The 17,639-nt window shown below is 73.5% G+C and carries 18 protein-coding genes; 7 read left to right on the top strand and 11 right to left on the bottom strand.

Translation table 11 applies throughout. From position 1 onward, the window contains the following. Positions 1–178: 178 nt before the first annotated feature. Positions 179–685 (top strand): MarR family winged helix-turn-helix transcriptional regulator, encoded by a 507-nt coding sequence (locus JOD51_RS13460; protein ID WP_204609327.1) that lies wholly within the window; start codon positions 179–181, stop codon positions 683–685. 80 nt (positions 686–765) lie between these two features. Further along, positions 766–954: a hypothetical protein gene (locus JOD51_RS13465; RefSeq protein ID WP_166779815.1), complete on the top strand. Its 189-nt coding sequence runs from the start codon at positions 766–768 to the stop codon at positions 952–954. Positions 955–963: 9 nt separating this feature from the next. Here JOD51_RS13465 and JOD51_RS13470 read toward each other — a convergent pair whose 3' ends face one another. The 6 genes from JOD51_RS13470 to JOD51_RS13495 form a co-directional block, all read right to left on the bottom strand. Then, positions 964–1,812: an NAD(P)-dependent oxidoreductase gene (locus JOD51_RS13470; RefSeq protein ID WP_307839493.1), complete on the bottom strand. Its 849-nt coding sequence runs from the start codon at positions 1,810–1,812 to the stop codon at positions 964–966. Between the two features lie 113 nt (positions 1,813–1,925). Continuing rightward, positions 1,926–2,909, bottom strand: a complete 984-nt coding sequence (locus JOD51_RS13475; RefSeq protein WP_204609330.1) for a M23 family metallopeptidase — start codon at positions 2,907–2,909, stop codon at positions 1,926–1,928. Between the two features lie 16 nt (positions 2,910–2,925). Further along, entirely contained in the window at positions 2,926–3,363 is a 438-nt protein-coding gene (locus JOD51_RS13480; protein ID WP_204609332.1) for a hypothetical protein, read from the bottom strand. Positions 3,364–3,464: 101 nt separating this feature from the next. Continuing rightward, entirely contained in the window at positions 3,465–4,205 is a 741-nt protein-coding gene (locus JOD51_RS13485) for a lysophospholipid acyltransferase family protein (protein WP_204609334.1), read from the bottom strand. Between the two features lie 73 nt (positions 4,206–4,278). Continuing rightward, entirely contained in the window at positions 4,279–6,138 is a 1,860-nt protein-coding gene (gene recQ / locus JOD51_RS13490) for a DNA helicase RecQ (protein ID WP_204609337.1), read from the bottom strand. A 9-nt stretch (positions 6,139–6,147) separates the two neighbouring features. After that, positions 6,148–7,302: a CPBP family intramembrane glutamic endopeptidase gene (locus JOD51_RS13495; RefSeq protein ID WP_204609339.1), complete on the bottom strand. Its 1,155-nt coding sequence runs from the start codon at positions 7,300–7,302 to the stop codon at positions 6,148–6,150. Positions 7,303–7,338: 36 nt separating this feature from the next. On the opposite strand from JOD51_RS13495, the gene JOD51_RS13500 reads away from it, so the two are divergent. Then, a complete protein-coding gene (locus JOD51_RS13500; protein ID WP_204609341.1) occupies positions 7,339–8,280 on the top strand; it encodes an EamA family transporter in 942 nt (313 codons plus the stop codon). A gap of 69 nt (positions 8,281–8,349) precedes the next feature. Here the strand turns inward: JOD51_RS13500 and JOD51_RS13505 are convergent, their stop codons facing one another. Next, the gene (locus tag JOD51_RS13505; RefSeq protein WP_204609343.1) at positions 8,350–8,781 is read right to left on the bottom strand and encodes a GNAT family acetyltransferase; all 432 of its coding nucleotides are present in this window, start codon (positions 8,779–8,781) and stop codon (positions 8,350–8,352) included. Between the two features lie 135 nt (positions 8,782–8,916). On the opposite strand from JOD51_RS13505, the gene JOD51_RS13510 reads away from it, so the two are divergent. Further along, positions 8,917–9,723, top strand: coding sequence for a class E sortase (locus JOD51_RS13510; protein WP_259557505.1), 807 nt, complete (start codon positions 8,917–8,919; stop codon positions 9,721–9,723). Further along, entirely contained in the window at positions 9,720–9,896 is a 177-nt protein-coding gene (locus tag JOD51_RS13515) for a hypothetical protein (protein ID WP_204611387.1), read from the top strand. The genes JOD51_RS13510 and JOD51_RS13515 overlap by 4 nt, the downstream gene beginning before the upstream one ends. An 81-nt stretch (positions 9,897–9,977) precedes the next feature. Here JOD51_RS13515 and JOD51_RS13520 read toward each other — a convergent pair whose 3' ends face one another. The 4 genes from JOD51_RS13520 to JOD51_RS13535 all read right to left on the bottom strand — a co-directional run bounded on the left by JOD51_RS13520 (position 9,978) and on the right by JOD51_RS13535 (position 16,243). Next, positions 9,978–13,061, bottom strand: a complete 3,084-nt coding sequence (locus tag JOD51_RS13520; protein WP_204609345.1) for an AAA family ATPase — start codon at positions 13,059–13,061, stop codon at positions 9,978–9,980. Continuing rightward, positions 13,061–14,230, bottom strand: coding sequence for an exonuclease SbcCD subunit D (locus JOD51_RS13525; RefSeq protein WP_204609347.1), 1,170 nt, complete (start codon positions 14,228–14,230; stop codon positions 13,061–13,063). Before JOD51_RS13525 ends, JOD51_RS13520 begins: the two co-directional genes overlap by 1 nt. A gap of 63 nt (positions 14,231–14,293) precedes the next feature. Beyond that, complete coding sequence (locus JOD51_RS13530; RefSeq protein ID WP_204609349.1) at positions 14,294–15,586, bottom strand: S24/S26 family peptidase; 1,293 nt, start codon at positions 15,584–15,586, stop codon at positions 14,294–14,296. A gap of 63 nt (positions 15,587–15,649) precedes the next feature. Beyond that, on the bottom strand, positions 15,650–16,243 hold the full coding sequence (locus tag JOD51_RS13535; protein ID WP_204609351.1) for a hypothetical protein: 594 nt from the start codon (positions 16,241–16,243) through the stop codon (positions 15,650–15,652). A gap of 247 nt (positions 16,244–16,490) precedes the next feature. Between JOD51_RS13535 and JOD51_RS13540 the strand changes: the two genes are divergently transcribed. Continuing rightward, positions 16,491–17,027 (top strand): MarR family winged helix-turn-helix transcriptional regulator, encoded by a 537-nt coding sequence (locus tag JOD51_RS13540; protein ID WP_239539881.1) that lies wholly within the window; start codon positions 16,491–16,493, stop codon positions 17,025–17,027. 26 nt (positions 17,028–17,053) lie between these two features. Beyond that, positions 17,054–17,563 (top strand): mycothiol transferase, encoded by a 510-nt coding sequence (locus tag JOD51_RS13545; protein ID WP_204609354.1) that lies wholly within the window; start codon positions 17,054–17,056, stop codon positions 17,561–17,563. The last annotated feature ends 76 nt before the right edge of the window (positions 17,564–17,639 follow it).

Genomic DNA, 17,639 nt, shown 5'->3' on the forward strand with positions numbered 1-17,639 from the left:
CTGCATGCGCCGAACCTACTGAGGGCTCGTTGCCGGGGTGTTTCAGAGCCGCGTCACCGGTGTTGCGGGAGACGTCGGCGGGCGCTCGGGGGACGCCGACCGGTCGCACCCTGGACGCTGGACGTGGAACTCATCAAGCTCGCTAGACAAACTAACTAGAGCGTCTAGCATTGCCGGTATGACTTCCGAGGTGACGACAGCGGCCCCGGGGTTCTGGTACGGCGAGGACTCCCGGGTCGACGCGGTGGACGTGCTGAACGCCCTGCGTCGGTACCGCACGGCAGAGAGTTCCGCGCAGCGACGTGTGCGCGAGGAACTCGGGATCGGTGAGAACGCGTTGATGGCCCTGCGGGTGCTCGTCGACGCCGAGACCTCCGGCCGGACCGTCAACTCGAAGGAGCTCGCGGAGCGCCTCGGCATCACGGCGGCGTCGACGTCGGCGCTCGTCGACCGGCTCGTCCGCTCCGGACACGTCGAGCGGCACGCCGACCCGGCCGACCGCCGCGGGGTCATCCTCACCGCCACGGGCAAGTCGATGCGCCGGGCCCTCGCCGTGATCGGCGACCTGGACTCCCGAGCGGTCGAGGTCGCACAGCACCTGCCGCCCGAGGACATGGCCGTCGTCGTCGCGTTCCTGCAGCAGATGGCCGGCGCGGTCGACGAGACCGACACCGACGAGGACTGACCAGTCCACTGGCGCCCCCAGCGCCCGGGAGCCCGGCACGAGGCAGCCCACCGCCCGGGGGCCCGGCGTACGCTGACACGATGCGCGAGCCCGAGGACGACATGCCGACGGCCGAGCTCGACGCCCGCGCCCGTGCCGACGCCGCCCTCCGACGGATCCGCGACGGCGCCGACCCCACGCGCGAGGCCTTCGACCTGGCGAACACCCTGAACGACGAGTCCGTCAGCCGGTTCGCCCGGCGCCTGCGGGACCTGTTCCGCCGGTCCTGACGGGCCCGGTCAGAACGCGGTGCCGACCGCCGCGATGTCGTCGCCGCCGTGTCCGGCCGCACTGGCTTCCGCGTAGACCCGGCCCAGGGCGTCGAGGAGGGTCGTGTCGACGTCCGCGTCCCGCGCAGCGTCCGTGATCAGGCCGATGTCCTTGCGCAGACCGTCGAGTGCGAACTGCGCCGGGAACTCGCCCGCGATCATCGCCGCCCCCTTCGTGTGGGCGTAGGCGGAGTCGCTGGCCGAGCCGTCGATCGCGTCGAGGAACAGCTGCGGGTCGAGCCCGAGCGCACGGGCGATCGCCAGTGACTGTCCGGTCGCGGCGGTGATCGATGCGATCCAGGCGTTCGCGGCGAGCTTGAGCGCGGTGCCCTGACCGACCTGCTCGCCCGCGTGGACGACCTTGGCGCTGACGGCGTCGAGCACCGGCTGGACGACCGACACCGGGTGCTCCGGACCGGCGACGAGCATCGTCAGCTTGCCCTGCTCCGCCGGTGCCTTGGTGCCGAGCATCATCGCCTCCACCAGGGTGATGCCGTACTTCTCGGCGAGCTGCACGACGGTCTCGGTGCCGGCGACACCGATCGTCGACGCCTGGACCCAGACGGCGTCCTCCGGCGCATCACCGGCGGCGCGCTCGAGGACGTCGATGACCGCGTCGGTGTCGAAGAGGGTCAGCAGCACCACCTGCGCCCGGGCCACGGCCTCCGCTGCGTCCGTGGACACCGTCGCACCGTGTTCGGCGAGCGGACGGGCGCGGTCCACCGTGCGGTTCCACACCGTGACGTCGTGCCCTGCCCGGAGCAGCGACTGCGCGACGCCTGCTCCCATCGCTCCCGTTCCCAACACCGACACGCGCACCGTGGTCTCCTCACCGCGTGGCTCCCTGCCACGACCAGGTCGACGCTACGCGGCTCGCCGGGGTACCGACGCACCATCCGGGGTACCAGTGGACGACGACCGGCACAGGCTCGTCAGTGCAGGAGACCCCGCGCGGCCAGCCACGGCTCCGGGTCGACCGGACGGCCGCCGAGGATCACCTCGAAGTGCAGGTGGGGTCCGGTGGAGACCCCGGTGCTGCCGACCTCGCCGATCTGCTCGCCGACGCCGACCGTCTGCCCGGCTCGGACCCCGATGACCGAGAGGTGTCCGTAGCGCGTCTCGGTGCCGTCCGGGTGCCGGAGCAGCACCTGGTTGCCGTAGCCCCCGAGCACCCCGGCCGACTCGACCGTGCCGGACATGGCGGCGTACACGGGCGTCCCGGACGCCGCCGCGAAGTCGGTGCCCTGGTGACTCGTCGAGCAGGCGGCACAGCCCGCGACGTTCCGCCCGCCGAAGTTGCCCGCCGACGGGACCGTGCCCGCGACCGGTCGCGCCACGGCCTCGTCGGACCCGGGCAGCCGGGTGAGGACGGCGCCGCCCGCGGTCCGTCCGACGACGGTGAAGTCCGCGCGGGCCCAGGTGTCCGGACCGGTCCCGCGGACGCGGTAGTCCTGGTTCGCCGGGCCCGGCGCGACGGTCTCGACCGGGGCGGCGACCGCCGACGGTGGTGCCGTGTCCGTGACGGCCAGGCAGGCGGCGAGTGCCAGGGACGTCAGCGCGAGTCCGCGCCGTCCCCAGCAGTGGTCCCGGACGTCGTGCGCGGTGGCGACGACCGACGCCCGGACGAGGGCGACGGTGAGCGACGCCCCGGGGCCGATCGCACGGTGTGCCGCTGCGACCCGTCGACCGCGTCGTGCCGCGGTGACGCGCCGAGCTACGGGGACCGCCGGGACGCGCCGCGGTGCGGGGACCGCCGAGGCACGTCGCGGCGCGTGGACCGCCGGGGCACGTCGCGCCCTGCGGTGGCCGACCCGCGCCTCCGGATCGATCCAGGACGACCGGCGGGCCGATGCGCGCGGCGCCGTCCGACGGGCATCGGTCAGGAGGGCCGGAGCGGTCGAGCTGCTCAGGGTCACGGTCGCGGCCGCGGGATCAGACGCGGACGACGCCGCTGGCGACGATCCGCTCGACCTCGATCGCGACGGCGTCGACCACGGCACGGGTCACCGCGTCCACGACCGCCTCGACCAGGGGCAGCTGCTCGCGGCAGACGACGTGCTCCCGGGCGAGGGAGGCGCGGAGGCTGGCGGGGATCCCGTCGATCATCTCGACCAGGTCCGCGGGGACGACCGCGTCCGGGGCGACGACCGCCTCCGGGGTGATCGGGACGACCGGGGCCATCGCGGCGGGTGCGTCCACCGGGGACGACGGCGTGTGGGACCGGGCGGTGCGGGCGGGCGGGGCACCGGCACTCGGCACGGTCAGACCGGCCGGCGCATCGAGACGAGCAGCCGGGGCCGACCCGACCGGCGGGTTCGAGGGCTGCGCGCTGCGGCGGGCGATCGCGTCGAAGAGGGGCGTCGAGGACATGGTGGGCCTTTCCCTGGAGGAGTTCGGGTGACCCACCGATGCTGATCCCGACGGGCCGGATCGAGCATAGTGTGTGTATTTCACATCTGCAATAGTGCAGTTCAGTCGGGTTGCGCGTCCCCACGGTCGTCGTGGTGCAGCATCCGCTTGACCCGCTCCACGATGGTCGTCGGCGGCTCGTTGTAGACACCGGCGGGCTCCTGGCCGCTGAGCGCCTGGATCGCCGCGGTCACCGCGTCCGTCGCCTGACGCCGTGCCCGGCCGGAGCTCGCGGCACCGAAGGCGGAGAGGTCCATCGGCGCACCGAACTCGATCCGCACCCGAGCCAGCCGGGGCAGTCTCGACCCGACGGGCTGCACGTCCTCGGTGCCGGTGAGGGCGACCGGGACGACCGGTGCCCCGCTCGTCAGGGCGAGCCAGGCCACACCCGTCCGGCCCTTGTACAGCCGACCGTCGAGCGACCGCGTGCCCTCGGGGTAGATCGCGAACGCCTCACCCGCCTCGAGCCGCGCCAGACCGAGGTCCAGGGCCTGCTGCGCCGCGGCACCCGCGCCGCGCTCGACACCGATCGCGCCGATGCCGGAGAAGAACGCCCGCGACAGCGCGCCCCGGAAACCGGTCCCCGTGAAGTACTCCTGCTTGGCGAGGAAGGACACCTTCCGCGGTGCCAGCAGCGTGATCGTCGGCGAGTCGATGAAGGACCGGTGGTTGCTCGCCAGGATCACCGGACCGCGCTTCGGGACGTTCTTCCGACCGACCACCTCGGGCCGCCACAGCAGCCGTGCCAGCGGTGCCACCACGGCGCGGCTCAGCACGGTGGCGGACTTCGTCGAACCGGTCACACGGCCTCCTGTCGGGCGGGAGGTACCGAGTGTAGTGACGGGCTGCGGGGCGACATGCCCCGAGCGGCATGGGTCAGACCACGGCCGCCACGACGTCCAGTACGGCCCGTCCGTAGGACTCGAGCTTCGCCGCACCGACGCCGGAGATCTCGGACAGCTCGTCGAGGTCGGACGGCTTCACCGCGGCGATCCCGCGGAGGGTCGCGTCGTTGAACACGACGTACGCGGGGACCCCCTGCTCGCGTGCCTGCCCGGCGCGCCACTGTCGCAGCGACTCGAAGAGCGGCATGGCCTCCTGCGGCATGTCGGACACCACGGCAGCCCGACGGGTGCGTCCGGCACGCGGGGTCTTCACCGGGTCGCGGCGCATCCGGACCTCGACGCGACCGGCCAGCACCTCGGCGCTCGTCGGGCTGAGGACGAGCGTGCCGTACCCGTCGCCGGACACCGCGACGTAGCCCTGGGCGAGCAGCTGCCGGGCGACGGCCTTCCAGTCGGCGTCGGACAGGTCCTGCCCGATGCCGAACGTGGCGAGCGAGTCGTGTCCGAGTTCGGTCACCCGGGGTGACTGCTTGCCGGTCAGGATGTCGACCAGGTGCGCGACGCCGTAGCGCTGCCCGCGCTCGCGGTCGAGCCGGACGATGGTGGAGAGCAGCTTCTGCGCGGGCACCGTGCCGTCCCACGACTCCGGCGGCGCCAGGCACGTGTCGCAGTTGCCGCACGCGGACGACTCCTGCCCGAAGTACGCGAGCAGACGGACCCGACGGCACTCGATCGTCTCGCAGAGGGCGAGCATGGCGTCGAGGTGCGCGCTGAGCTGCCGGCGGTGCGCGGCGTCGCCCTCCGACTGGTCGATCATCCGCCGCTGCTGCACGACGTCGTTCAGCCCGTAGGCGAGCCACGCGGTGGAGGGCAGCCCGTCACGCCCGGCACGCCCCGTCTCCTGGTAGTAGCCCTCGACCGACTTCGGCATGTCGAGGTGCGCGACGAAGCGGACGTCGGGCTTGTCGATGCCCATGCCGAACGCGATGGTGGCGACCATGACGATGCCGTCCTCGCGGAGGAACTGCGCCTGGTTCCGCTCGCGCACCCGGGCGTCGAGACCCGCGTGGTACGGCAGCGCGGCGATGCCCTGCTGCACGAGTGCCGCGGCGGTGCGTTCGACCGAGTTGCGGGACAGGCAGTAGACGATGCCGGCGTCGCCGCTGTGCTCGGTGCGGATGAAGGTCAGGAGCTGCTGCATCGCCCCGGTCTTCGGTTCGATCCGGTACTGGATGTTCGGCCGGTCGAAGTCGGCGACGAAGTGCGCGGCGTCGTCGAGTCCGAGCCGGGCGGAGATCTCGCGGTGGGTCTGCGGCGTCGCGGTGGCCGTCAGCGCGATGCGGGGGACGTCCGGCCAGCGCTCGTGCAGCACGCTGAGTTCGAGGTAGTCCGGGCGGAAGTCGTGCCCCCACTGCGCCACACAGTGCGCTTCGTCGATGGCGAAGAGCGCGATCCGAGCCCGGTCGAGCAGGGAGCGCGTGGACTCGATCTTCAGCCGCTCGGGCGCCAGGTAGAGCATGTCGACCTGGCCGGTGACGACGTCGCGCTCGACCCGGGCACGCTCGTCCGGACCCTGCGTGGAGTTGAGGAACGCGGCCCGGACACCGTTGGCGGCCAGGGCGTCGACCTGGTCCTGCATGAGGGCGATCAGCGGGGAGACGACCACCCCGATGCCGTCACGGACGAGCGAGGGGACCTGGTAGCAGAGGGACTTGCCGCCACCGGTCGGCATGAGCACGAGGGCGTCCCCGCCGGCGACCACACGGTCGATGATCTGGGCCTGCTCGCCGCGGAAGGCGTCGTACCCCCAGACCCGGTGCAGCACGTCGAGCGCCGCGGACCGGGGCCCAGCTGCCTCGGTTCCGGGCGCAGCGACACCACTCGAACTCATGCGACGAGCCTACGGCCGCGTGCCGACACCACCGGACTTGTCCACAGCCGACGCCACCGACCCGCCCGCACCCGCCCCGACCAGCACCGGGTCGCCGGACGCGCCCGTCTCGTCACCGCGCGTCGGCGCGGTCGACCAGCCCGCGCCTCCCGGCCGGAGCCACTGCCGGCCGCCCGCCCAGAGCGGTGCGTCCCCACGGAACCGGGGTGCCTCCGGCCCGGGGAACCGGCGGTCGAGCTTCCGCCAGTGCGCCGTCAGCTCGACGAGCCCCCAGTAGAGCAACGAGGTGCCGAGCGTCACGACGAAGCCCTGCCAGGTGCCCTGCGACCCCTCGCCGGTCAGGTCGACCTTCGACCAGCCGGGCGCCTGCAGCACGAAGATCATGATGTTGTTGAGCGCGTGCTGGAGGACCGTCGCCTCGAGCCCGCCGGTCCGCAGCACGATGACGGCCGCCACCAGCCCGAACGAGCCGACGTCGAGGATGCCCCAGATGTTGTAGCCGTTCGGCACGTGCAGCACCGCGAACAGCACGGTCGACACCGCGACCGCGACGACCGCACCCCCGGCCCGGAGCGGGATCCACGAGCCGATCGTCTGCATGAGGAACCCGCGGAAGAGGTACTCCTCGGCGGCGGCCTGGAACGGCACGAGCAGGACCACCAGCAGGATCGTCAGGGTCAGCGTCTGCAGGGTCACGGTGGACTGGCCGAGTTCCGCGGTGTTCCAGTGCAGACCACCGTCGGTCGCCAGGTACCCGCTGCCCTGGAACAGAAACATCACGACCGCGAGCACCAGGAGCGGCAGCAGGCACCAGCCGAGCCACCCCCAGCGGATGCGGGTCCGCACCGACGACAGCAGTCCGTACGGGCCGAGCCCGGCGATCCTGGTGGACAGCATGATCGCCGGCAGCAGCACCACGAGCGACACGAGCGTCAACGACAGGACGAGCGGGTCCGTCGGGTCGAGCGCGCCGGACGACAGCTTCTCCGTCAGGTCGGCGAGCCCGGCCTGTCCACGCTGCGCGCCGATCGGCACGAAGTACGCGATCGCGATGACGACCTGCGAGGCCAGGTAGAAGCCGAGGAACACCGCCAGGGCCACCAGCGGCCGCCACCACCGCCAGTTCGCGTCGACACGGGGCAACCGGTGGTAGGGAACACTCACGCCGTGCAGAGTACCGGTGCGGGCAGGATGGGACCCGTGATCACCGTGCTGCTCGGCCTCGGCGGCGCCCTCGTCTACGGGGCCGCGGACTTCCTGGGTGGGCTCGCGTCGCGGCGCCTCCGGCCGGTGCGCGTGGCGGCCGTCGCGGCCGTGGTCGGGCTGGTCCCGCTGCTCGTCGGCTTCGCGGTCCTCGGTGGTCGGTTCTCCGAGCAGGCCGCGGTCGCCGGTGTGGTCGCGGGGCTGTCCGGCGCGGTCGGCGTCCTCCTGCTCTACGCGGCCCTCGCGATCGGGCCGATGAGCGTCCTGTCCCCGCTCACCGCCGTCTTCTCCGCGGTCGTCCCGGTCGTCGTCGCGCTGCTCCGCGGCACCGTGCTGTCCCCGCTCGGCGTCGTCGCGCTCGTGGTGGCGGTGGTCGCGGTGGTGCTCGTCGCGTCGGTCCCCGACCCGGGAGGCGCGCGCCTCACCCTCCGCGGGGTCGTCACCGCCGCGGTCGCCGGGTGCGGCTTCGGCGGGGTCGTGCTCGGGTACGACGCCTCGCCGCCGGACTCCGGCGTCGCGACCCTGCTGGTCGCCCGGACGCTGCAGGTCGTCCTGCTCGGCACGGCGGCGCTCGTCACGCTGCGGCTGGGTGCGCGGCTCCGTCCCCGGCCGGGAGGCACGTCCCCCGCCCCGGCGACGACGGACGTCCGCCCCGTGGCCGGTCGGGTACAGCCCGGTCGGGTGCAGCCCGGTCGGGTGCTGGTGCTCGTGGTGGTCGGCTGCGGGGTGTTCGACGCGATGGCGAACGTGTTCATCCAGGCCGGCCTGCACTCGAGCGACGACCCCTCGACCCTGCCGGTGATCAGCGTCCTCAACGCGCTCTACCCGATCGGCACCGTGCTGCTCGCCGGCGTCGTGCTCCGCGAACGGCTCACCGCGCTGCAGACCACGGGCATCGTGCTGGCCTTCGCGGCGTCGGTCGGGCTCGCGGTGTCCTGACCGGCCGGGTCCGCCCGTCGCTGCCTGACAGTCCGCCTGCGGATCGGCTCGGTCCGCCTGCGGATCGACTCAGGGGGCGTCGTCGTGGATGAGGCGCTTGCCGAACGAGACCGTGTGGTCGTCGGCGTACCCGAGCGACTCGTAGAAGGCGATGACCTGCTCGTTGCCGGCGCGCACCTGCAGGTTGAGCTTCGGGCAGCCGAGGTCGGTGAGCAGCCGCTCGAACTCCCTCATCAGCCGGCGGCCGAGCCCGCCACCCTGCCGCTCCGGCGACACCGCCAGGTAGTTGACCCAGCCCCGGTGCCCGTCGAAACCGGCCATGCCGGCGGCGACCACGGCCTCCTGGTCGGTCGCCACCAGGAACAGTTCCGGCTGCACGGTGGCCTTCCGCGCGATGTCGCGGCGCGGGTCGTTCCACGGTCGGACCAGCCCGCAGGACTCCCAGAGCGCGACGACGGCCTCGGTGTCGGCGGGGCGGAAGGGACGGATCACGGGCTCCATCCGCACCACGGTAGCGAGGATCCTGGCTGAGGATCGATCATGAGATGTCGGCCCAAGCTGTGGAAGACGCCCGCAGCGGGCCGTCGTCGTGGTCTGATAGACCTACTGCGCCGACCTCACCGATCCGGAGCCCCTGTGACCTCTCACGACACGCTGCCGTCGCGGCGCGATGCCCGCGACGACGACGGCACCGAACGGCCCCGACGTCGGCGACCACGCCAGACCGTCGGCGGCGCGCTCGTCGCCCTGCTGGCCGAGCTCCTGATCATCGCGGGCGCCGGCACCGGGCTCTACGTGGTCTGGACCGCCTGGTGGACCGACGTCGTCGCCGTGAACGAGCAGTCCAAGCTCGTCCAGACGCTCGACCAGCCGGAGCCGAAGAAGATCACCGGCACCGAGCGCCACGACGCCGCACCCGTGCTCAGCGAACCGCCAGGGCTCTCGACGGTGTTCGGCACGATGCAGATCCCGCGCTTCGGTTCGGACTACAACCGGCCCATCGGTGAGGGCACCGACCGCGAGAAGGTCCTCAACACGATCGGCCTCGGGCACTACCAGGACACCGCGATGCCCGGCGCCGAGGGCAACTTCGCCGTCGCCGGCCACCGCGTCACCTACGGCAAGCCCCTCAACCAGATCGCCGACCTGAAGCCCGGCGACCCGATCGTCGTCCGTGTCACCGACGCCAAGACGAAGTTCGACGTCTGGTACGTCTACAAGGTCACCGACAGCCAGATCGTCACGCCCGACCACATCGAGACCATCGCCCCGGTCCCGAACAAGCCCGGTGTCGAGCCCTCGGCCGAGGACCGCTGGCTCACCCTGACCGCCTGCCACCCGATGTGGTCCGCCGCTCAGCGCTACGTCGTGCACGCGAAGATGGACTACTGGATGCAGGCGTCCGACGGCACGCCGAAGGAACTGACGGAGGCTGCCAAGTGATCTTCCCCCTCGTCTGGCGCATCCTGCCCGGACCCACCGCGCTGAAGGTGCTCGAGCTGCTCGTGCTGCTCGTCGCCATCGTGTTCGTGCTCTTCACGTGGGTGTTCCCGTGGATCGCGGCCGACATCCTGCCGCCGCCCGACGGCACCGTGGACGCCACGCCGCACCCCTGACGGGTCGGGCACTGACCCGTCAGGCACTGACGTCCCCGGTACTGACGTGCCGTGTGACGACGGTCTGACCGCTCCAGGTGGTCAGACCGTCGTCGTCACGCGCGATCCGCCCTCGGGCGTCCGGCGCACCGCGATCCGCTCCGGGATCCGCTGCTTGAGCTCCTCGACGTGGCTGACGATGCCGACCTGGCGTCCGCCGGCGGTCAGGCGCGACAGCTGGCCGATGACGTCGTCGAGCGTCTCCGGGTCGAGCGTGCCGAAGCCCTCGTCGACGAACAGTGTGCCGAGGGACACCCCGCCGGCCTCGGCCTGCACGACGTCGGCGAGCCCGAGCGCCAGGCAGAGCGAGAACGTGAAGGTCTCGCCGCCGGACAGGCTCCGCGGGTCCCGCGTGCTGTCGGTCAGGTGGTCGCGGACGGCCAGCGCGAGCCCGGTCCGACGAGCCCGGGTGCCGGACTCCCGCTCGTCCGAGGTCTCCAGGGTGAACCGGCCCGCGAGCATCGCCCGCAGCCGGTCGTTGGCCGCGGCGACGACGTCCTCGAAGCGGCGCATCAGCACGTAGGTGCCGAGGGTGATCCCGGTCGGGTTGACGCTGGTGGCCGCGGCGGCGATGTCGGCGAGGCGGACCACGGCCCGGCTCTCGGCGCTCGTGGTGTCCCGGGCGCGGACGGCCCGGGCCAGGTCGGTGGCGCACTTCTCGGCGGCGGTCGCCCGGTCGGCCGCGGCGGCAGCAGCGCGGGTCGCGTCGTCGAGGGCGGCGGCTGCGGCGTCCCGTGCGGCCTGCGCAGCGTCCCGGTCGAGCACGGCTGGCCCATCGGCGGCGTCTGCATCAGCGGCCGCGGCAGCGGCAGCGGCAGCGGCGGCGTCTGCATCGTCGGCGGCCGCGACCACCGCGGGTTCGGCGAGTCCGGCCTCCACGACGGCCTGCTCCCGGTCCGCCGCCGCGACGAGTGCCCGCAACCGGTCGGCGTCGGCGCGCCCGAGCGCAGCGGTCCGGGCGGCGGTGACGTCCGTGAAGCCCTGGGCCTGCAGTGCGGCGTCGACCTCGGCCTTGCGGTCGGCGACGTCCCGCTCGGCGGCGGTCACCCGGTCGTCGAGGTCCGCGACGGTGCGGAGGACCGTGACGAGGACGTCGACCCGCGCCACGACCTCGGCGAGGGTGGCACCGGCATCGGCGTCGAGGTCCGCCGCGGCCCGGGCCTCGACGCCGGCACCCGCGGTGACGGCGTGCTCGAGCACGGCCCGGACGGTCTGCCGGGCCTCGTGGACCCGGGCCCGGTCCTCGTCCAGGCGGGACCGGTCCCCCTCGATCCGGTCGGCGAGCAGCCGGCTCCGGGTGACCAGGTCGGTGTGGTCGTCCTCGAGCGCCCGGGTGGCGCGGTCGTGGGCCTGCAGCCGCCGTTCGTGTTCCTGCACCGCGGCCGCTGCGGCACGGGCAGCGGCCAGGCGTGCGTCGGCGTCGGCGCGCTGTCGGGCCACCGAGTCGTCGTCGTGCTCGCCGACCGCCTCGGTCAACCGGACGAGTTCGGCCCGGGCGACGGCGTGGTCGGCGGTCGCGGCGGCGAGGGCCCGCTCGGCGTCGGCGCGTGCCACCGCGGCGGCGTCGATCTGCTCGGCGCTCGGGTGGTCGTCCTGCGGTCGTGCCACGGCGGGGTGCTCGACGGCACCGCACACCGGGCACGGGTCGCCGGGGACGAGCGCGGCGCCGAGCTCACCGGCGAGTCCGGCGATGCGTCGGGCGCGCAGGTCGTTCTCGGTCGCCAGGGCGGCGGAGGCGTGGGCGGCGGCCGTCGTCACCGCGGCGGCGCGGTCCGCGGTCCGCTCCACGGCGATCCCACGCGCGGCGAGCAGACCCGCCAGCTCCTGGGCCGTCTCGACCGCGCGCTCGGCAGCGCCGGTGTCGGCAGCGGCCTCGGCGGACCGCGCGGCGTCGAGGACGATCGCGGCACGTTCGTCGGGCCGTGCCGCGAGCGCGGTGGCGGCCTCGGCGAGCCGGGTCTGCGTCTGCTCGAGGTCGGCCGTCGACGACTGCACGGCGGCGGCACGCTGGTCGAGGGACTGCTCGAGGTCGACCAGGTGCCGGATCTCGGAGCGGACCGTGGTGAGCCGGTCGTGCGTGTCCCGGGGCGCGTGGTCGGTGACCTCGTGCCGGTCCCGGACGGCCGAGCGTTCCCCGACCAGTGCGGTCAGCCGGTCCTCGGCGGCGGCGGCCCCGTCCGCGACGGCGACGACGACCGCGGCGTGGTCGGCGAGGCCCAGGGCGGTCCGGTGGCCTGCGATCGCCGGAGCGTCCGCCGCCAGGGCGTCCTGCCGGGCGAGCAGTCCGCGCCGTCGGTCGAGCGCCGCCAGCCGGGTGGTCACGTCGTGCAGGTGGGCGACGGCGTGCTCGGCGTCGGCACGTGCCCGGGTACGAGCCTGTTCGAGTTCGGTGGCGGTCCCCCGCAGTCCCACGACGACGTCCGGTGCCTGCGACTCGTCGACGTCGTCGTCCCCGGACGCCTGCCGGAACCGGCCGAGGGCGTCACGCACCCGGGCGTCCGCGGCCTCGACCTCTGCCACGGCCGTCCGGCGTCGGGCAGCGAGTTCGTCGGCGGTCCGGTCGTAGATCGCGGTGCCGAACAGGGACTGCAGGAGCTTCCGACGGTCCTCGCCCGGGGCGCGCAGGAACCGTTGGAACTCACCCTGCGGCAGGACCACGGTCTGCAGGAACTGGTCGCGGTTCAGCCCGATGATCCGGGCGATCTCGACGCCGATCTCCGGCGCCCGGTGCGAGATCGGTTCGCCGACCAGGTCCGACGGGTCGGCCAGCCGGACCAGCTGCGCCGAGGACTGCTGCCGGATCGTGCCGGTACCGCGCTGCTTCGGGCGGTCGTACGGCGGGGTGCGGCGGACGCGGTACACGCCGGCACTCGTCTCGAACACCAGGTCGACGAAGGGTTCCACCGCGGGGTCGGCGTGCTGGCTGTGCAGGCGATCGGTGCTGGCGTCGCTGCCGGCCAGGCCGCCGTACAGGGCGTAGACGACGGCGTCGATGATGGTCGACTTGCCCGACCCGGTCGGCCCCTCGAGCAGGAACACCCCGGAGGCGGCCAGGGACGCGAAGTCGATCGACACCAGGTCCGGGTACGGCCCGACGGCGCGGAGTTCCAGGCGGTGCAGGTACATCAGCGTGCCCCCTGCTCGGCGAGCGCGGCGGCCGCGGACTCGTACGCGTCGCGGAGGATCGCGAGCTCGACGTCGTCCGGTGCGCCGCCGGTGGCGTAGGTGACGAAGTCGGCGGCGACCTCCACCGGGTCACTCGTCGCGCTGACCGTCCGCGCGGCCGAGCGCTCCGGGGCGTCGGCGGGCTCGTGGGTGATCGCGAGCGCGTGCGGGAAGCGGTCCTTCACCCGGGCGTACAGCCGCTCGGGGTGCACGGTGTCGGTGACGGCGACGCGGACCCAGGCGTCGACGTGTTCGGCGAACACCCCGGACTCGATCTGCTCGATGCTGCCGCGGACGTCGACGAGGGGACGGGGCACCGGGGTCGGCAGGAGCTCGACCGCGACCGCGCCGTCCGCCGCCAGGTCGACGAGCGTCACGGACTTGGTGTGGTTCCGCTCGCCGAACGAGAACGCCAGCGGGGAGCCCGCGTACCGGATGCGGTCCCCGGCCCCGACGCGCTGCGGGCCGTGCAGGTGTCCGAGGGCGACGTAGTCGACGCCGTCGAAGGTGGACTCGGCGACACGGTCGACCCCGCCGACGCGGATGTCCTGCTCGCTGTCGCTGGCCAGGGCGCCCCCGACGAAGGCGTGCGCGACGACGACCGAGCGGGTGCCCGGACGGCCGGCCAGGTCGGCACGGACCCGGTCCATCGCGGCTCCGACGACGGCCTGGTGCGAGCGGGCGAGGGGTTCGTCCGGCACCGGCGCGAGCGCGTACCGGACCATGTCGGGCTGCAGGTAGGGCAGGCCGTACACGGCGACCGGACCGCCCCCGTCGTCGGCGTCGACGAGCACCGGTTCCGCCAGACGGGACGGCTCGGCGAGGATCCGGACGCGATCGCTCATCACCCCGGCGCCGAACCCGAGCCGGACCGCGGAGTCGTGGTTGCCCGGCGTCACGACGACCGTCGCGGTCTCGGACAGCCGTTCGAGCACGTGCGAGAGCATCTGGACGGCCTCGACCGGCGGGATCGCCCGGTCGTAGACGTCGCCGGCGACGACCACGAGGTCGACCGCGCGATCGCGCACCACCTGCACGAGGTGGTCGAGGAACACCGCCTGGTGCTCGAGCAGGTCGGCACCGAGCAGCGTGCGTCCGAGGTGCCAGTCGCCCGTGTGCAGGATCCGCATGCGAGCCACGGTAACGGCCGCCGCGGACATCCCGGGACGCCGTGCGGGACCGGTGGAGGACGGTCAGGCGACGCACTCCGCGGCGGCGCCGATGCCGGCGATCGTGAAGGTCCGGACCGTGACCGTGGTCGTGCCCTGAGCGGCGACCGTCCATCCGGCGCCGTAGTCCGCGCGCAGGGTCAGGACGGTGGAGCCCCCGAGCGACAGCCCGCTGCCGCCCGTCAGGGTCAACGACTGCGGTGTCCCCGTCGCTGACGCGGTGGTCCCGGTGACGCCGGCCACGGCGGTGGAGCCGCTCATCAGCTCGGTTCGGACCGGCGCATCACCACCGGTCGCGACCCAGGAGACCGTGGCGGTCTTCACACCCAGGGGCGAGGTGTTCGAGGTGCACTTCAACGACGAGAGGACGGTGGGACGGAGCGTCGCGAGCTGCACGCCCGGGTTGACCGTCCGTGCGGTCCACGGCGCGGCGACCGCGGCCCCCGGCAGGAGCGCCGCGACCACCGCTGCCGTCACGACCACGGCGACGCCGCCGCCCCGGCGGACGTGTCGCTGTCGCTTCCGGTGCTGCGCCGCGGCCTGCACCCGTGCCGCCCGCCGCCCCGGGGCGGCACCGGAGCCGGCGACGGTCGCGGTCCGGTGGGACTCGCCGGACGGGAGGCCCGTGGCGGCGCGGTGCCGCGCCTCCCGTCCGCCTCGTGCGCGCGTGCCCGGTCCGCCGGCGTCGTCACCAGGCCCGGCGGGTCCACCAGGGCCGTCCGGCCCACCGGGCCCGTCCGGCTCGTCGCTGCCGACGGCCGCTGCCTCGCTGCGTCGCCGGATCCGCCCGTCGGCCCGACAGAGGGCGAGGAGCGCGACGAAGCCGAGCACGACGACCGCGACACGGGCCCACTCGCCGGTCCGCACCCACACGATCGGCGCAGCCACGTACGGGATCCGGAGGTACCCGACCCCGTGCACGGCCGAGCGGTGCAGGGGTGTCGAGTCGGACTGCGGGTTCGCATCGCCCTTCGTGATGATCGTGCGGTCCGGGCCGTCACTGACGTACCGGTGCATCCGCAGGAGCCCGTCCTGGTCCGGGTCGTCCGCCAGCAGGACGCGCCCCGCCTTCACCTGGTCGGACGCGACCGGTCGGGACACGACGACGTCGCCCGGCATCAGCCGCGGCTCCATCGAGCCCGTCATCACGGTGGTCGGGGACCAGCCGATGGCCGCGGGTGCCGCAGCCCAGAGCGCGAGCCCGAGCAGGGTGATGACGACCCCGCGTGCGGAGGCCGCGACGACGACACGGCCCCAGTCGAGGGCGACACGGGCACGGGTCTGCGGGGTGGACCCACCGCTGACTTCGCTGCTCACCATGACTGCCTTCGACCGGGGCCTGTGTGTGGTGCGGGATCCGACGCCGGGGCGTCAGTCCGCTCAGGAGTTCTGGGCCTCCCAGGTGAGCCCGAGCGAGGCGGTGCCGCCCATGACCGTGCTCGGCGCGCTGGTCGGCACCGTGTACGTGATCTTGTAGACCTGCGTGCCGGCACCGTTCGGCGCCCACGAGCCGACCCCGGTCGAGTAGTCGGTCTTCGACGAGCCGAACGACGCGAGGGTGCCGGAGAACACCGTGCCGCCGGTCGTGGCGGCGACGAAGTTGGTGCACGACCCGAAGCCGCCGCCGGTGCCCTGCTCGACCGTCAGGTTGATGGAGCTCGACAGCGCGTTGGTCGTCGCGGCCCCGGTGCCGTACAGCTTCACCGCGGACGGCAGCGTCCCGGTGGAGGTGACGGTGATGCAGTTGGACCCGGTCGAGCCGGGCTTCAGCGCGGTGGCGTTGAACAGCGCCGAGCTGGAGTCGTCGTCGGTGAGGGCGACGCTGCCCGCCTTCCAGTTGCTCGTCGGGTTGTCGGTCGTCGCCGAGAAGGCGGAGTAGGAGGCCGTCGAGACGACGGCGCCGGAGGCGATGAGCGCGACCGGGATGGCGATCCAGGCGGCGAGGCGGGCAGCACGAGGCGTTGCAGAGGACATGGCGGTGCTCCTGAGGAGAAGTTGTCTGATCGGTGGTCCGGCCGGGTCCGCGGTGGTTGGTCGCGCTGCGTGCCGAGGTGGTACGACGATCAAGTTACTTCGCAGGCGTGCTGCTCACAAGGAAAGGGACACCCCCTCTCCTGGGGGTGGACGCGGCACCGGCCCGAGCGGATGATGACGAGCACGGCGTTCGCCTCGCGGCCATCCGTCCGCACCCGCCCTCGCCCGAGAAGAGCTCCTCCCCCGCATGTCGGAAACCCCCTCGAACCCCCCGTTCCTCCTCGCCACCCCGCTCCCCGGTGCGGCCCCCACCTCACCCGTGGTGGTGGCGCCCACGACCGGGGACGGCGACGACCTCACCGACCTGATGGCAGCGTTCCGTCGCTTCCAGACCCAGAACGCGCGGGTGCTGACCCGCGAGAGCACCGCCCGGGGACTCAACGCCACCGACACCCGGTTGGTGTTCTTCCTCGAGACGGCCGTCGGCGGCGCCACCCCGAAGCAGGCGGGCGAGTACCTCGGGCTCTCGACCGGAGCGACCACCTCGCTCATCGACCGCCTGGAGCGGCACGGCCACCTCGTGCGGCGCCCGAACCCCACCGACCGTCGGAGCGTGCTGCTGCACCTCACCCCCTCGGGTGCGGCCGTCGCGCAGCAGATCAGCGCGGTCTGGTCGGCTGCCGTCCGCGAGGTCGTCGCCCCGGCGGACCGCGCTCGACTCGCGACGCAGTTCTCGCTGTTCGGCACGGCACTCGAGCGTCACTCCGGAGCCACCAGCGTCTGAACCCGAGCGAGCGTAGCGTCGGGGACATGACCCCCGCCGAACTCCTCGTCGAAGCCTTCTCCCGCGTCCCCGAGACGGTCGCACGTGCCGTCGACGGTCTGTCCGAGGACCAGCTCGCCTCCCGACCGGCCACCGGCGCCAACACGCTCGCCTGGCTCGCCTGGCACATCGCGCGCGGCCAGGACGCCCAGATCGCCGACCTCGCCGGGTCCGAGCAGGTCTGGACCGCCGACGGCTGGGTCGAGCGGTTCGGCCTGCCGTTCCCCGCCGAGGCGCTCGGGTACGGCATGTCCCGTGACGACGTCGGTCGTGTCCGCGCGTCCGCCGAGCTCCTGAACGGCTACCTCGGCGCGGTGCACGAGCGCACCGTCGCCTACCTGCACACCCTGTCGCCCGAGGACCTGGACACCGTCGTCGACGAGGCCTGGGACCCGCCCGTCACGGTCGGCGTCCGCCTCGTCAGCATCCTCGACGACTGCGTCCAGCACGCCGGACAGGCCGGCTACGCGCGCGGGGTGCTGTTCTTCAACCGCTGACGCGGGTCGCGCGACGCGACGGACGACGGACGGACGGGAGGCGGGCCCCACCCGCCGGTACCGGCGTGACGCGCCA

It is taken from the genome of Curtobacterium herbarum (genome assembly GCF_016907335.1).
Lineage (GTDB): Bacteria > Actinomycetota > Actinomycetes > Actinomycetales > Microbacteriaceae > Curtobacterium > Curtobacterium herbarum.

Coding starts and splice junctions, on each gene's coding strand:
- JOD51_RS13460 (WP_204609327.1), top strand. CDS start 179: ATGACTTCCGAGGTGACGACAGCGGCCCCGGGGTTCTGGTACGGCGAG.
- JOD51_RS13465 (WP_166779815.1), top strand. CDS start 766: ATGCGCGAGCCCGAGGACGACATGCCGACGGCCGAGCTCGACGCCCGC.
- JOD51_RS13480 (WP_204609332.1), bottom strand. CDS start 3,363: ATGTCCTCGACGCCCCTCTTCGACGCGATCGCCCGCCGCAGCGCGCAG.
- recQ (WP_204609337.1), bottom strand. CDS start 6,138: ATGAGTTCGAGTGGTGTCGCTGCGCCCGGAACCGAGGCAGCTGGGCCC.
- JOD51_RS13505 (WP_204609343.1), bottom strand. CDS start 8,781: ATGGAGCCCGTGATCCGTCCCTTCCGCCCCGCCGACACCGAGGCCGTC.
- JOD51_RS13520 (WP_204609345.1), bottom strand. CDS start 13,061: ATGTACCTGCACCGCCTGGAACTCCGCGCCGTCGGGCCGTACCCGGAC.
- JOD51_RS13525 (WP_204609347.1), bottom strand. CDS start 14,230: ATGCGGATCCTGCACACGGGCGACTGGCACCTCGGACGCACGCTGCTC.
- JOD51_RS13535 (WP_204609351.1), bottom strand. CDS start 16,243: ATGTCCTCTGCAACGCCTCGTGCTGCCCGCCTCGCCGCCTGGATCGCC.
- JOD51_RS13540 (WP_239539881.1), top strand. CDS start 16,491: ATGTCGGAAACCCCCTCGAACCCCCCGTTCCTCCTCGCCACCCCGCTC.
- JOD51_RS13545 (WP_204609354.1), top strand. CDS start 17,054: ATGACCCCCGCCGAACTCCTCGTCGAAGCCTTCTCCCGCGTCCCCGAG.